Genomic DNA, 13,402 nt, shown 5'->3' on the forward strand with positions numbered 1-13,402 from the left:
GACGAGGCGGAAGAGTGGCCGAACCCGGCTGTCAGCCGCAGCTGCCGCCCAGAGGGAGGCCGCGCTGGCTCAGCCACGGGATCGGGTTGGTGCGGTTCTGGTAGAGCCCACCTTGGTGCACTTCGAAGTGGAGGTGCGGACCCGTGGACTGTCCCGTGTTGCCCACCTCGGCGATCTGATCGCCCGCCGACACCTGCTGTCCGGCGGCCACCGAGTAGCTGTTGATGTGGCCGTACACGGTGATGGAGCCGTCAGCGTGCTGCAGGTAGACAGCCAGGCCGAAGCCGGACGCGGGCCCCGCCTGCAGGACCACACCACCCTCCGGCGCGTAGATCGGGGTGCCGATCGGAGCAGCGATGTCCACGCCGTAGTGCATGGTTCCCCAACGGGAGCCGTAGCACGAGGTCACCCGGCCGGTCGTCGGTATGCCGGTGCTCGTGCCGGCGGAGGTCCGCTCGCTTCCGCGGGAGGCCGCTTGTTCGCCCCGTTCGGCCGCTGCGACTGCGGGTTCGCCGGCGTCTGCCTGCTCGGCAGCTGCTGAGGTGGCCGTTTCGCGGGCGAGGGTGGCCACTCGCTCCCGGGCCTGCTGGAGTTGCTGCTCCAGCGCGGCCCTCTCGCCTACGGCGGCGTCGTAGGTCCGCTGGGCGGTGGCGAGTTCGTCCTTGGCGACCCGCTCGGCCTCCGCGGCGGCCTGAGCGGCCGCGTCGCGCGCATCCACGGCCGCCTTGGCGGCCTCGGTCGCTGCCTGCTGCTGGACCTCGACGACCTCGAACTCCTCGAGCTGCTCGGCCCGGGCATCCCCGAGGTACTCCAAGGTCGCGGCCCGGTCGAGCACTTCCTCGGGGCTTGCTGCACCGAAGAACGCCGAGGCAGCGCCATAGGCGTCAGCACCCATGTAGCTCTGCCGGCCCACAGCCGCGACGTCGGTGCGTGCCTGGTCGACCGCAGCCTGTGCGGCATGCAGCTCCGCAACCCGGGTATCGGCCAGCTGCCGGGCGACGGACAGTTCGGCCTGGGCGACCAGGCTCTGGTCGGCGACTGCCTCCGCTTCCACGGTGAGCCGCTGCAGGTTCTCCTCAGCTGCCGCCACGGACTCTTCGATGCCACGCAGCGCGGCATCGGCGGCGGCGAGCTCGGACTGGCTCGCTGTGGCAGCCGGTTCTGCGGGTGCGGCCTGGGCTGCGGGGCCCGCGAGGGCCAGCAGCAGTGCGGCGCTGGTGGCCAAGGCCGGTGCGAGCACCGCGGTGCGCCAGCGGGGGCGCTGCGGGTGAGCCGACTGCGGCTGTGCGAGGTGCCAGATGATGTCGTGCGATGTCGCCAACGCGACGGGCTCCGTTCTCCCTCACCGTCTACCGAGTTAGCTGACGGGTTCGGGCCGGAGACAGCCCTACTCGCGGCGGCACTGTGGCCAGGCGAGATTCACCCCAGGGGATCGATGGGTCCCCGGTCCGCCACCGCGAGCGGTGGTGGTTCGACGGGGTCCGGGCGAGGACCTCAGGACGAGGTCGTGGCTCACACGGACCGGATGGGACGGTACTACGACCTTGGATAGTTGTCACAGGTCGGTAACAGTGGCCAACTACTTCGGCCTGCCGCATCGCTGCTAGCTGCCATCTCTGTTCCAGGCCTGGGCTCAGGAGATGTCGAGCACCGGCAGCAGTTGGACTCTGGCATCGACCACAGCGGTGGCCTCGGCCAGCGCCTGGCGGGCTTCGTTGAGGCTGGTCGTCCTCGGGACCGACGGTTGCGGGGAACTCCGGCTCGTGACGGCGCGGGCAATCAGTGCTGACGTGGCCGGTGAGCACGTGCGGGCCGGTAGTCCTGCCGGTAGCTTGCGAACGGGAGAACCGACGCGCCAGCGGCGGGACGTGCGCGCCCCCGCGCGAGTCCCGACACCCGGCCGGTACGGTTGTTGCAGGCCGAATGCCGGGGTGTCGACGTCGCTGGTGCGGGCATGGATCGCGTCGACGATCTGCTGCTCGATCGCCGCCAGGACGTCGCCATCACTGGCCAGGACGTGCAGCCACCGGGTGCCGCTGGTCGCTGCTTCATCGACGCGGGTGGGCACTCATCTTGAGGCGCGGTCGAGAGCCTCAGGATGCCTTGTTGAGGTACTGCCGCCGGGCGCGGTTGATGGTCTCCGCCGTGCTCATGGGCAGGTCCATCTCATCCTCTCCCTCATGCACCTGCACGATGCGCGCTACGTACGTCTCGGCTTCGGCGCGGTTTCCCTGGTGGTAGCCGACTTCCATCGCGTCGAGCAGTACCTGTTCGTCGTCCGGTGCGACGAGCAGCGCGGTCGCCGAGCCAGTGCGCGCCGCAGCCAGGTCGCCGATGGCAAGCGCGACGGTGACGACCTGGTGGGCGACGTCGCAGATCGCGGCGCTGAGAGTGAAGTCGAGACCGTCCAACCACTCATAGCCTGTGGGACGTTGGGCGAACGGCGGCCCGGACACCAACTCCAAGGCGGCGAGCAAGTCGGGCAGACCGTCGTCGCCGCGTACCTCCGCGCGGGCACGCAGCTGACGGAACAGGTCAGCGTCGACGAGCACGTTGGTCAGTGTGTACCGGCCACGGTGACCAGAGCTGAGGTGCTTGTGCCCGGTGGCGGGGTCGACGCCGAGCCACCCACGCGCGCCGGCGGTGACCCGGTGCACGTACGCGCGGGCGCTGACCGGGTCTGTCTTGCCGCCGCGGGCCGGTTGCAAGGCAGTGGCGGCCTCGTCGGCGGTGGCGCCGTGCGGGCGGGTGGCGAGGTAGGCGACCGTCTCCTCGTAGCGGCGGCGCAGCCCGGACTTGGCCACAGCCGTCTCGTTGCCGTGGGCTCGCAGGGTGACCGGTCCGAGCAACGTCAGCCGCGGCCGGGTGCAGTCGGGTGACCACCAGTCAGCCAGATCGTGATCGAGCTGGGTGAGGTCGTTCTGGATGCGCCGGCGAAGTGCGGCAGGGACAGTCCGCGCCGTCGCCTGCGCAACGTCGCTGGTCGCCAACGGACCGGAGTGACTGGCAGTTGCCTCGAAGGGTGCTGCGGCAGCGGGCTGTTGGTGTGGCGCCGGCAACCGATCGAGGGCCGGTGGCGGGCTGGTTGCCGGAGGGGTCACGCTGTCGCGCAGTGCGCCGGCGGCGTCGGTGTGCACCTGCCATGGGCGGTCGCCGTCGGCGGCAGGGATGGGTTCGTCGCCGGAGTCGCGTTCGAAGGCCAGCAGCGCGGCGATGTCGCGCGCTTGCTGAACTGTCAGCTGCGGCGCCGGCAGGCGAAGATCCAGAGCGGGCACGAGAAGCAGTCCGTCCTCGGTGAGCGTGAGCAGCCACTCGCTTCTCCGCTGCACCGGCTCGGCGCCGAGCACCAGGGCCAGTGCTGTGCGCTGCTGTCGCGACTGCAGGGCAGCGGCGGCTTCGGCCAGTTCGCCGTCATCGCCGATGTCGTGCGGAGCGAGAACGACCTGGGGCATCCAGCCGTCGCCGGTTCCGGCCCGGAGCCGACCGTCCAGCACGTCCACGGTGCCGCTCTCACCGGATTCGTCCAGGCCGATGTGAGAACCGGACTCGACGGGGTGGACCCGGTGCGGCGCCAGGTCGACCAGTTCCCGACCGAAGCCGACAGTGGTGACGGTGAGCAGGTCTGACCAGCTGTTGACGGCCAGTTCGGCTGCCAGGTGCCGGGCGAAGTCATCCCGGCGGTCGACCGTCCCTGCCACGTGGACAGCGCCCATCCGCTCCAGGTCCAGCAGCCAGCGACCTCGGCTGTCGGAGCCGATGGTGACCAGCGCTGGATACGGCGCCAGGCGTGCGCGAGCCAGATCCACGGGGACGCCGGTGTCCTGGTCGAGCTGAACCGTCCACCAGAGACCGGTCTCGTCGGCGGTCCATGGGTCGGGTGGCGGGCGGCTGGCCGGGGCGTACAGCCGAAGACCAAGGTGGCGGCTGTCCAGTCGCGCGGCCACGACGTCGGGCATTCTTCCCTCAGGGTCTTCGCAGATCTTGACGGCGAGGCTGCGCACTGCTCGGTCCAGCGCCGCGTAGTCGGCATGGCCGGCGTCGGCCGCTGCGGTCACGGTCCTCTGAGCGCCAACGAGTTCCCTCGGCAGGGAGGCCAGTCGGCGGCCAGGGCGTCGACGGCGCAGACGCCGGCGGCGGTATGCCAACCAGACTGCGCCGACACCGGCGGCGAGCAGCGCGCCGCTGCCAGCAAGAACGGCCACCAGCTCCGACGGTGCCGGGCTCTCGTCGGCGTCGCGGCCGTCGACATCTGCCGACGGTGATTCGGAGCGCTCGGATGGACGCGCCGATGTCGGCGACGTGGCCGGTGTCGACTCGGCCGGATCCGAGGACTCGCTCTCCCCCGGCAACGCGGGTGGCGCCTTCTCCGCTGGCGAGACGGGCGTGGCCGACGGAGCGGGGTCGGAAGTGGCCGGGTCGGAAGTGGCCGGGTCGGAAGTGGCCGGGTCGGCGGGCGGGATGTCGAGGACTTGACCGGGGCGGATCAGGTCGGGGTCGGTGAATCGGCCTCCGCCGGGCAGGAGTTCACCGGCGTTGAGGTCGAAGATCGGCTGCCAGTGCTGCAGATCGTGCTGCTCGGCGATGCCGGTCAGGGTGTCGCCCGGCTGCACGGTCACCTCGCCCGGAGTCGCGTCTGCTGCGAGAAGGTCCGCGTCCGGTGGGAGGACGAGTGTCCAGCCAGGGCGGATCAGGCCGGGGTCGGTGAGGAGCGCTCCGTCGGGCTGGGGCCGGTCGCGATTGAGCTGGAGGATCTCCTCGAACCGGGCCCAGTCGCCCAGGTAGCGGGCGGCGATGCGGCCGAGGGTGTCGCGCGACTGCACCGTGTAGGTGGGACCAGCCGGGGCGGGCGCGGCCGGCGGGGTGTCCGCTGGCGGGGCGGGCGCCGACGGGGGCTCCGCGTGGCCGACCGGCTGCTCGGCGACGACGGGTGGGCCGGCCAGGGCGGGAGCGGCCAGCAGCGGCCCGCTGCCGACTCCGAGGACGGCAGCCACGAGCAGGCCGGCCATCTGCTGCGGCGCCGCCAGGCCGGGCAGTCGCATCGGTGGCAGGCCGCGCAGCTGGCTGGCGAGCTCGACGGTCACCGAGAGGGTGAAGCAGGCCCACGCGATCCAGCCGATGACCACGAGCAGGCCGAGGAAGAGCGCGCCGGTGTCCGGGCCGCTCAGCGCGGTGATCACCTGTTCCGAAGAGGGCAGCTCGTCGGGCAGGTAGGCGCCGCCGAGCTCCCAGAGCGCGATCGGGACGCCGGCGACCGCGGCCGCCAACAGAACTCCGGCGATCAGCCGGCGTAGCAGGTCCTGCACCTGCGGTGATGTGGTCATGGGCCCGCTCCGCCGTTCTGGCCGGTCCCGCTGATCAGGTCGGCGGTGCCGGTGCCCTCCACGGTCAGCGTGGAGATCCCGATCAGGCCGAGGAAGACCGTGGGCTCGGTGATGGTGGTGGTCACCTGCAGGGTGTCGCCGTCGACGACGGTCACCGCGCCCTGCACGTCGTTGCGGTCGAGGTAGTTCTGCGCGGCGGCGACCGCGGCGGCCGGATCAACGCGGATCTGCCCGATCAGGGCGGCAGCGACGTCGAGGGCCTGCCCGCCGGCTCGAGCGGCTTCCTCGGCGATGGCGTTGGCGCGCTGGGTGGCGGCCACCTTGGCGCCGCCGTCGACGGCCAGGCCGATGATGAGCAGCAGCCCGGGGACGAGGACGGCAAGGAAGGCGCTGATCGCGCCGCGCTCGGCATCGGCGTACCGGAGCCGCTGGCGGGTGCTCATCGTTCGCGATAAGCGTCGACGGGGCTGGTGAAGGACGCCTCGACGGTGACCGATCCGGGCAGGCCCGGGGCCAGCAGGTCCCCCATGCCGATCACGCAGGTGATCGACACGGTGACGTCGCCGGGCTGACCGGGCGGGGCCTGGAATCCGGTGGTGTCGATGTCGACGCTGGTGCTCTGACAGCGCAGGTCCTGAGCGGCAAGGGTGCGGTCCGCCTGAGCCGCGGCCAGTGCGGCGGCGGTGACGTCATTCCGCGCGAGGGATGCCTCCCGGGCGGCCGCGCGGGCGGCTTCGGCGACGGCACCCTCGGCCACCTGGGTCCGCCCGGCGACGACGGCGAACGACACCAGCAACAGCAGCACCGGTGCCAGCAGTGCAAGCTCGACCGACACCGACCCCCGCTCTGCGTCCTGGGCGCTCATGGGGTGGGCCGTTCGACGGGGCCGACGGCGGTCTGGGTGACCGACCAACCGGAGAGGCCGGGAAAGAGGCTGAGCGAGGTGCCGGTGACGGTCACCTGGATGCTGCTGGGAGAGCCGCTCACCGTCACGTCCCGGCCGGTGAGCAGATCCTGCGCGGTCTGATCGAGGAAGTCCTCGGCCGCCGACTGGGCGCGTGCGGTCGAGGCGGGCTGCACCCGGCCCTCGCGGGCGCCCTCCTGGGCCGCGCCCAGGGCGACCGACCGGGCGTAGAACCACAGGGACGCCTGGATCAGGGTCATCACCAGCAGCAGTACAACCGGGAAGGTGACCGCCAGTTCCACCGAGGCCGCCCCACGCTCGCTGGACAGCCGTCGTTGTTCTCGGCTGCCGGTCCGGCGGCCGAGGGCATGGCCCGGCGGGGCATGCCCGCACGGTCGCGGGCGGTGGCGGGGCCGGACACGAGGTGGCTACTGGATCTCGGCGGAGCGGGAACTGACCGCGTTGGCGATCACGGCCACCAGCGCGATGGCGATGCCGATCAGCGCCACGGTGATGATCACCTGCTCGACCGACAGCGAGCCTCGCTCCGGATCGTCGTGGGCATCGCGGAGTCGGTCGCGCAGGGCAGCGCCGAGAGCGGTCAGGGTGCTGATCAGTTGCGTCATCGGATCTCCTCGACTGGTGCTCGGTCAGCTGGTCATGAGTCGGGCCAGGGCGGGATAGAGGAACAGCAGCAGGAAGGCGATCGACAGCAGGGCAACGGGGGCGGTGAGCTTCTCGCTGGCGGTGTTGGCCGCCGCTTCCTCCTCGGCCAGCAGCTGCACCCGCAGCGACTGGGCACGGGCTCGCAGCGTCGGGGCGATCGACGCGCCTTCGACGGCGGCGACGGCGGCGATGTCGGCGACATCGGCCAGTTCGACGACCCCGGTGTCGGTGGCCAGCCGGCGCAGCCCGTCCCAGGGCGGGTCGCCGGCCAGCCGTGCGGCGACGAGCGCGCCGGCGATCCGCCGGAACACCCAGCCCTCGCCCAGGGCGGCGGCCCGTTCCAGAGCGATGGTCGGCCCCTCGCTGGCGTCGCGGCGGAGGCTGACCAGGTCCAGGTAGGAGCACAGCGCCCGGCGCAGCTGGCCGCGTGCCTCGCCGGCCTGGTCACGCGCGACGACGTCGACGACGAAGAACAGGATGGCTCGCCCTACCGTGGCGCCCGACGACGACGAGAGGACTGCTGATGGCGCACGACGCATCCGGTGGCTTCACCGATGTCGAGCTGGCTGCGATCAAGGACCGCGCCGCGGAACTGCGCACCGAGAAGGGCGGCAAGAAGGCGGCTGCGGCCCTGGACGACCTGCTGGCGAGCATCCGGGCGATGCCGGACGACCAGCGGGTGATCGCCGAACGCATCCACGTCATCGTCACCGAGGTCGCGCCGCAGCTCCGGCCGAAGACGTGGTACGGGCAGCCGGCCTGGACCGACACCGAGGGCAAGGTGGTGGTGTTCTTCCACTCCGCTGCCAAGTACGACACCCGGTACAACAGCCTCGGGTTCGACGAGGCGGCACACCTCGACGACGGGGTCATGTGGCCGACGGCGTACGCGATCACCGGCCCACTGGGGGCCGCCGAGGAGGAGCGGATCGCCCGACTCGTGCGGAAGGCGTCCGGCTCAGCGGACTCGGCGCCGGACGCCTAGGGCTCCGAGCGGGGCTCTCCGACGGTCACGTGCTGCCGGGGCGAGGACGGCGACGGCGATGGGCGGCTCGTGCGGACCTCTTCGTCGGGCGACGGGGCGGGGGGGCGTGACGAGGCGCGCCGATGGCGCAGGTACGCGCCGGAGCCGGCGTCGTCCCTCGTCGCCCTGACCTCCCGTGCGCGGCGGAGGGGGCCTTCCCGATCCCAGACTCCACGGGCCCTCCCTCGTCTACCGCGATGGCCGCACCGTGGTCGTGGAGCGCAGCGTGCACCAGTTGCGCGAGTGCTCCGCCGCCTCAGCCTCATCGGACAAGGGAGGGCACCTGATGCCCACGGAACGAACCGCTCTCGTCACCGGAGCCAACCAGGGCCTGGGCAAGCAGGTCGCGAAGGAGCTGGTCGCTGCCGGGGTCGTCGTGTACGTCGGCTCCCGCGACCTGGCCCGCGGGGAGGAGGCGGCTGCCGACATCGGCGCCGGCGCCACCGCGCTCCAGCTCGACGTGACCGACGCCGCGTCGATCGCCACGGCCACCGAGCGGATCCGCGGGGAAGCCGGCCGGCTCGACCTGCTGGTCAACAACGCCGGCATCGCGACCACCCGTACCCAGCTCGACCTGGCCGAGTTCCGGGTCACGTCGAAGCCCAGCACCGCCCCGCTGGACGACGTCCGGGCGGTCTGGGAGGTGAACGTCTTCGGCGTCCTGGCGGTGTACCAGGCCGTGCTGCCGCTGCTCCGCCGGTCGTCGGATCCGCGCATCGTCAACGTCACGAGCGCGCTCGGCTCGCTGACGACCGTCGCCGACCCCGCGTTCCCGCTCCGCTCCGCCTTCGACCCCGTGTACGCCGCGTCGAAGACAGCGCTCAACGCCGTGACCCTGGCCATGATGATCGAACTCGAGGAGACCGACGTCGCGGTCAACCTCGTCTCCCCGGGCTTCGCGAAGACCGCGCTGACCAACTTCGAGGGGACGGACTCCGTCGAGGACGCCGCCCGCGAGGTGGTACGCGTCGCCCGCCTCGGCCCGGACGGACCGACCGGCACCTTCACCACCTGGAGCGGCGTGGGCATCCCGTGGTGACCTCGGCAGGCCCGGCACCGCGGTTCCGGGCCACCGGACCCGAGGCCGCCGACCGGCGGGACTCCCGTCGCTCAGCGCCCGTGGTGGTGCGCCCTCACGACCACGCCGGCGGCCCGCCGCTCCCCAGCGGGCCGCCGGCCCGGGAAGCCCCGCTCATGGCCCGCGAGCTGATGACCGCCGACCAGGCGTTCACGCAACTGACCACGGCGAGTCAGCACCTCAACCGCAAGCTGCGAGACATCGCTGACGAGGTGGGGGCGACGGGCGAGTTGCCGGCCGCCCCGGAGCGCCCGCGGCGGCGCGACGCCCGCTGATCCCGGCCGACGCACAGCGTCGTCCTGCCGGGCCGGCCCGGCCCCGTCGCCGTGCGCCGGACCGTCGACGGTCGCTGGCCGCCCGCCGGGCGGGCGCTCAGCGGTGGGCCAGCGCGTCCAGCTCGCGCACCAGCCACTCGGCGACGCGGGCGTTCCACGCGGCGTTCCCGGGCACCGCCGTCCCGCGCGGCACGGCCTCCACCACCATGATCAGCGCCAGCTGCGCCCGGTACAGGTGCAGCCGCCAGCGGGTCGCCCGGTCGAGCACCACCGGTCCCCCGGCCTCGGCGTAGCCGGCCAGGAAGTCGCGGTCCTCGGCGATGTCGCCGAGCAGGGCGAGGGAGACGAGGTCGGCGGCCGGGTCGGCCCACAGCGCACGCTCGTGGTCGATGAACCCGGTGACGACCGGCTCGGGTCGGTCCAGGTCGATGAAGACGTTGCCGTCCCAGAGGTCGAAGTGGACGAGCACCGGCGTGGTCACGTCTCCCAGCGCGGCGTCGGCTGCCGCGTGCAGCCGCTCCCGGATCTCTGCCGCCGGCCTCGGCAGCTCCACGGCGTACCGCTCGGCGTCGGCCAGCAGCGCGTCGACGACCCGCTGGTGGGCCTCGGTCCAGGTGGGCGCGCTTAGCTCGGGGCGGCCGGGGTACCCGAACGGCCCGTCACCGGTGACCGAGTGCAGGGCGGCGACGTGCCGGCCGACCTGCCGGCGCAGCGCGGCGCGCTGCCGGTCGTCGACCCGCGCGGCCTGCGACGACCAGGAGGCGCCGGGCAACGACGAGGTGAGCAGGTACTCGCGCCCCTGCGCGGTCGCCCCGGCGGCGACGAGCTCGGGCACCGGGGCGGAGGTCTGCTCGGTGAAGAGCTGGAGACACGCCGCCTCGGTGGCCAGCAGGTGCCGCTCGTAGGTGAGCAGCGGGGTGCCCGGTGGCGGTGCCACCTTCAGGACGAGCTCACGCCCGTCGGCCAGGCTCAGCGCGTACGCCGAGTTGAACGTGCCCTCGGTCAGCTCCCGGACCCTGCGCATGGCCACGTCCGGCCCGAGCGCCGCACGGACGACGTCAGCGGTCTCGGTACGCGTCAGCGGCTGCTTCACCGCCGGGGGCGGCGGGCCCGGGTCACCGCGCCGGCGACGGGTTGCGGGGCAGGCCGAAGAGGTCGAACAGCCGGGGGCCGAGGAACGCCGTCGTCCGCACGACCAGGCCGTCGCGGAACTCCAGGGCGTGCACCGCCCACGGCTCGAACGACCCGCCCGGCCCGCTGGGCCGCCACTGGGCGAAGCCGGGGTTGCCGTTGAGCTCCAGCGGGACCACGTGCGAGCCCCGGCAGCCGTGCCCGGGGCCGGTGAACCAGGTGGCGATGTCGGCCGAGCCGCGCAGCCACATGGCGTAGGGCGGCATGTCCATCACCGCGTCCTCGTGCAGCAGCGACACCAGCGCGTCGATGTCGTAGCGCAGGAAGGCGTCCAGGTAGCGGTCGAGCAGGTCGGTGTCGCCGGCGGGGACGTCGCGGGTGGGAGCCGCGTCGGCGCCCTGGTGCGCGGCGAGCGTGGCCCGGGCCCGCTGGAGCGCGCTGTTGGCCGCCGCGACCGACGTCTCGAGCAGGGTCGCCACCTCGTCGGCCTTCCAGCGCAGCACGTCGCGCAGCACCAGCACCGCCCGCTGCCGTGGCGGCAGCAGCTGCAGCGCGGCGACGAAGGCCAGCCGCACCGACTCCTTCTGCACGGCGAGGTCGGCCGGGTCGCTCCCCACCGGCAGCACCGCCCGGTCCAGCGCGGGCTCGACCCAGGCCCCGTCGGGCAGCACCCCGGCCAGCGACTCCACCACCGGTGCGCTCGGCTCACCACCGGACAGGTCGACCGGGAGGGCCCGCCGCTTGCGACCGTCGAGGGCGTCCAGGCAGACGTTGGTGGCGATGCGGTACAGCCACGAGCGCAGCGCCCCGGCGCCCTGCAGGCGGTCGAGGGAGCGCCAGGCCCGGATCATCGTCTCCTGGACGGCGTCCTCGGCGTCGAAGGAGGAGCCGAGCATCCGGTAGCAGTACCCGGTCAGCTCCCGGCGGTGCTCGGCCAGCCTCGGCTCCAGGTCGGCGGCGTCCACCGCCCCGGGACGTTCGGTCATCACACCGGTCATCACGCGGCTCCCACCTCGTCCGCCGCCCTGCCCCGCCGCCTCGGTCGAGGCGCCTCGCGACGTCGCGGCCGATCCTGCCGGAGGGGTCGGACAGAACCAAGGAGTCCGGCTACTGGTAGGTGACCAGTTCCGGGGTCGGGTGCACCTGCTCGATCGTCTGCTGCGGGGTGAGCATCGGGACGTCCTCGTCGATGAAGTTCTTCCAGCCCCAGTACAGCGGCTCGGGGGCGTCGCGGTGCAGCACCTCCCAGGTGTCCTGCTTGGCCGGCTGGGAGCCCTGCCCGTCGACGTGCACCATGATCGCCAGCTCGTCGCGGGAGGTGTCCAGCCGCTCCCGGTCGGTGATCATCCGCACCTGGAACTGGTGCAGCACCAGCAGCTTCTGCGGCAGGGCGTTGGCCCGGGTCAGGTCGGCCAGCCACGTGACGACCTGGTTGACCTCGTCCACGCCGACGGAGCCGATCTGGCGCAGGTGCACCTCGTTCGGCCCCAGCCGCCACTCCGGGTCCAGCGCGAGCCCGACATGGGGCAGCTCCAGCAGCGGCTGGTACTGCTGCGCCTGGGTGAGGAAGTCGGTGCGGCCCGGCTGCAGGTCCAGCACCACGTACATCCCGGCCGCGCCCGCCTGCTCGACCCAGGGGCGGAGCGTCTCGACGTCCTGCTCGGCGGAGTAGTTGCCGTCGGGGCCGGCGCTGGAGGACGCGACGGTGGCGATGATCTCGAAGGTCGGGACGACGGTGGTGTCGACCAGCGGCCGGTACTCGTCGGCGTACTGCTGCGCCCGGGCGATGGCGCCGGGCAGGTCCTGCTCGCCGAGCAGGCCCAGCGCGCCGCTGCCGGGGATGCCGTACAGGGCGATCATCGTGTGCTGCGGGAAGAGCAGCTGGCCGCCGCCGGGCAGCTGGGTGCCCGAGGCCGCGGTGTCCAGCTTCCAGTCGATGCCCGGCGCACCGGCCAGGTCGGCGCCGAGGACGACAACGGTGGGCTCCTCGGCCATCCGCTCGACCACCTCGGTGGAGGCCCGGGGGTCCGGCGTCTCACCGGTGAGCAGCACCTCGGCACCGGCCGCCCGGGCCGTCGCGATCCCGGCCACCGACTGCGGTCGCCCGCTGCTCAGCACCAGGACGTCGGTCAACGCCTCGGGGCGCGCCAGCTCCGGCAGCTCGGCGTCGTCGTCCGGCGACGAGGCCGCGGACGAGGCCGCCGACGACGAGGATGATCCGGACGCCGACGAGGCGGCCGGGTCGGCGGCGGACGGCTCCGCGCGGAGGGCCGGCAGGGAGTCCGGCGCCAGCTCGGTCACGGCCGCCGCTCGGTCGGCCTCCGGCACCGCGCGCTCGTCGTCGAGGTCCAGACGGGTCGCCTGCGCCACCGCCTCCGCGTCGGCGTCGGCGGGCACGGTCACCACGTCCACGTCGTCGGGCAGCTGGGCTGCGGCGCCCTCTCCCACCGCCAGCACGGTCTGCACGCCGAGCCGGTCGAGCTCGCCACCCAGCGCGTCGCCGTCCTCCCCGCCGCCCAGCAGCATCGGCACGCCCAGGCCGACGGCGGAGACCGCGGCGAGCAGCTCGTCGCCGGGCTCGCCGGCCGCGGTGACCACGGCCACCGGGGAGCTGCGGAACAGCGCCCGGCTGGTGGAGACGGCGGCGGCCACCGGGTCCTCGTCGGCGACCAGGGTGCGCGGGGCGTCCGGCGCCACCGTGGCGGCCGCCGGCGCGTCCTCGGTTCCCTGCGCGGCCGGCTCGTCGGAGCGGTCCTCACTCGTGCACCCGGCCAGCAGGACCAGGGCCAGGGCGGCGGACGGGACGGCGGCAGCGGGACGCATGGCCTTCTTCCTGTGGCCGCGGCAGCGGGGAACCGGTCCCCGACTGCGGACGGGCACGAATGCGGTCGACAGTGCCCTGAGCCTAGGGCCCCGCGCCGGGCCCGAGCAGGTCACGGTGCTGGACGGCGGATCCGGCGGCCAGGATGATCCCCGCCGAGATGGACGCGGACAGGTCGGGAC

General features: G+C 73.1%; 14 protein-coding genes and 1 riboswitch. Of the genes, 3 read left to right on the forward strand and 11 right to left on the reverse strand.

Features of this window, described 5'->3' with window-relative positions; all coding sequences use genetic code 11:
- Nucleotides 1-31 precede the first annotated feature (31 nt).
- From ACJTNH_RS11240 to ACJTNH_RS11275, 8 genes are all read right to left on the reverse strand, one after another.
- Nucleotides 32-1,321: a peptidoglycan DD-metalloendopeptidase family protein gene (locus ACJTNH_RS11240; RefSeq protein ID WP_458175604.1), complete on the reverse strand. Its 1,290-nt coding sequence runs from the start codon at nt 1,319-1,321 to the stop codon at nt 32-34.
- An 11-nt stretch (nt 1,322-1,332) separates the two neighbouring features.
- A riboswitch (cyclic di-AMP (ydaO/yuaA leader) is annotated at nt 1,333-1,487 on the reverse strand.
- Between the two features lie 146 nt (nt 1,488-1,633).
- Complete coding sequence (locus ACJTNH_RS11245) at nt 1,634-2,068, reverse strand: hypothetical protein (RefSeq protein WP_458175606.1); 435 nt, start codon at nt 2,066-2,068, stop codon at nt 1,634-1,636.
- A gap of 25 nt (nt 2,069-2,093) precedes the next feature.
- A complete protein-coding gene (locus ACJTNH_RS11250) occupies nt 2,094-5,321 on the reverse strand; it encodes a LysM peptidoglycan-binding domain-containing protein (protein ID WP_458175608.1) in 3,228 nt (1,075 codons plus the stop codon).
- Nucleotides 5,318-5,764: a TadE/TadG family type IV pilus assembly protein gene (locus ACJTNH_RS11255; protein ID WP_458175610.1), complete on the reverse strand. Its 447-nt coding sequence runs from the start codon at nt 5,762-5,764 to the stop codon at nt 5,318-5,320. Before ACJTNH_RS11255 ends, ACJTNH_RS11250 begins: the two co-directional genes overlap by 4 nt.
- A complete protein-coding gene (locus ACJTNH_RS11260) occupies nt 5,761-6,186 on the reverse strand; it encodes a TadE/TadG family type IV pilus assembly protein (protein ID WP_458175612.1) in 426 nt (141 codons plus the stop codon). The genes ACJTNH_RS11255 and ACJTNH_RS11260 overlap by 4 nt, the downstream gene beginning before the upstream one ends.
- The gene (locus ACJTNH_RS11265; RefSeq protein WP_458175614.1) at nt 6,183-6,527 is read right to left on the reverse strand and encodes a TadE/TadG family type IV pilus assembly protein; all 345 of its coding nucleotides are present in this window, start codon (nt 6,525-6,527) and stop codon (nt 6,183-6,185) included. Before ACJTNH_RS11265 ends, ACJTNH_RS11260 begins: the two co-directional genes overlap by 4 nt.
- A 126-nt stretch (nt 6,528-6,653) precedes the next feature.
- Nucleotides 6,654-6,851, reverse strand: coding sequence for a hypothetical protein (locus ACJTNH_RS11270; RefSeq protein ID WP_458175616.1), 198 nt, complete (start codon nt 6,849-6,851; stop codon nt 6,654-6,656).
- Nucleotides 6,852-6,875: 24 nt separating this feature from the next.
- A complete protein-coding gene (locus tag ACJTNH_RS11275; RefSeq protein WP_458175618.1) occupies nt 6,876-7,430 on the reverse strand; it encodes a type II secretion system F family protein in 555 nt (184 codons plus the stop codon).
- Here ACJTNH_RS11275 and ACJTNH_RS11280 point away from each other — a divergent pair.
- The 3 genes from ACJTNH_RS11280 to ACJTNH_RS11290 all read left to right on the forward strand — a co-directional run bounded on the left by ACJTNH_RS11280 (nt 7,415) and on the right by ACJTNH_RS11290 (nt 9,268).
- Nucleotides 7,415-7,876 (forward strand): iron chaperone, encoded by a 462-nt coding sequence (locus ACJTNH_RS11280; RefSeq protein WP_458175620.1) that lies wholly within the window; start codon nt 7,415-7,417, stop codon nt 7,874-7,876. The genes ACJTNH_RS11275 and ACJTNH_RS11280 overlap by 16 nt on opposite strands.
- Nucleotides 7,877-8,201: 325 nt before the next feature.
- Nucleotides 8,202-8,954, forward strand: a complete 753-nt coding sequence (locus tag ACJTNH_RS11285) for an SDR family NAD(P)-dependent oxidoreductase (RefSeq protein WP_458175622.1) — start codon at nt 8,202-8,204, stop codon at nt 8,952-8,954.
- A gap of 155 nt (nt 8,955-9,109) precedes the next feature.
- Nucleotides 9,110-9,268 (forward strand): ANTAR domain-containing protein, encoded by a 159-nt coding sequence (locus ACJTNH_RS11290; protein ID WP_458175624.1) that lies wholly within the window; start codon nt 9,110-9,112, stop codon nt 9,266-9,268.
- 97 nt (nt 9,269-9,365) lie between these two features.
- On the opposite strand, the gene ACJTNH_RS11295 is transcribed toward ACJTNH_RS11290, so the two are convergent.
- The 3 genes from ACJTNH_RS11295 to ACJTNH_RS11305 form a co-directional block, all read right to left on the reverse strand.
- Entirely contained in the window at nt 9,366-10,361 is a 996-nt protein-coding gene (locus tag ACJTNH_RS11295; protein ID WP_458175626.1) for a phosphotransferase family protein, read from the reverse strand.
- 22 nt (nt 10,362-10,383) lie between these two features.
- On the reverse strand, nt 10,384-11,385 hold the full coding sequence (locus ACJTNH_RS11300; protein ID WP_458175628.1) for a sigma-70 family RNA polymerase sigma factor: 1,002 nt from the start codon (nt 11,383-11,385) through the stop codon (nt 10,384-10,386).
- Between the two features lie 121 nt (nt 11,386-11,506).
- A complete protein-coding gene (locus ACJTNH_RS11305) occupies nt 11,507-13,222 on the reverse strand; it encodes a hypothetical protein (protein ID WP_458175630.1) in 1,716 nt (571 codons plus the stop codon).
- Nucleotides 13,223-13,402: the final 180 nt, after the last annotated feature.

The sequence above is a fragment of the Modestobacter lacusdianchii genome (assembly GCF_054177765.1).

Coding starts and splice junctions, on each gene's coding strand:
- ACJTNH_RS11305 (WP_458175630.1), bottom strand. CDS start 13,222: ATGCGTCCCGCTGCCGCCGTCCCGTCCGCCGCCCTGGCCCTGGTCCTG.
- ACJTNH_RS11285 (WP_458175622.1), top strand. CDS start 8,202: ATGCCCACGGAACGAACCGCTCTCGTCACCGGAGCCAACCAGGGCCTG.
- ACJTNH_RS11290 (WP_458175624.1), top strand. CDS start 9,110: ATGGCCCGCGAGCTGATGACCGCCGACCAGGCGTTCACGCAACTGACC.
- ACJTNH_RS11255 (WP_458175610.1), bottom strand. CDS start 5,764: ATGAGCACCCGCCAGCGGCTCCGGTACGCCGATGCCGAGCGCGGCGCG.
- ACJTNH_RS11260 (WP_458175612.1), bottom strand. CDS start 6,186: ATGAGCGCCCAGGACGCAGAGCGGGGGTCGGTGTCGGTCGAGCTTGCA.
- ACJTNH_RS11280 (WP_458175620.1), top strand. CDS start 7,415: ATGGCGCACGACGCATCCGGTGGCTTCACCGATGTCGAGCTGGCTGCG.
- ACJTNH_RS11270 (WP_458175616.1), bottom strand. CDS start 6,851: ATGACGCAACTGATCAGCACCCTGACCGCTCTCGGCGCTGCCCTGCGC.
- ACJTNH_RS11275 (WP_458175618.1), bottom strand. CDS start 7,430: ATGCGTCGTGCGCCATCAGCAGTCCTCTCGTCGTCGTCGGGCGCCACG.
- ACJTNH_RS11250 (WP_458175608.1), bottom strand. CDS start 5,321: ATGACCACATCACCGCAGGTGCAGGACCTGCTACGCCGGCTGATCGCC.
- ACJTNH_RS11300 (WP_458175628.1), bottom strand. CDS start 11,385: ATGACCGAACGTCCCGGGGCGGTGGACGCCGCCGACCTGGAGCCGAGG.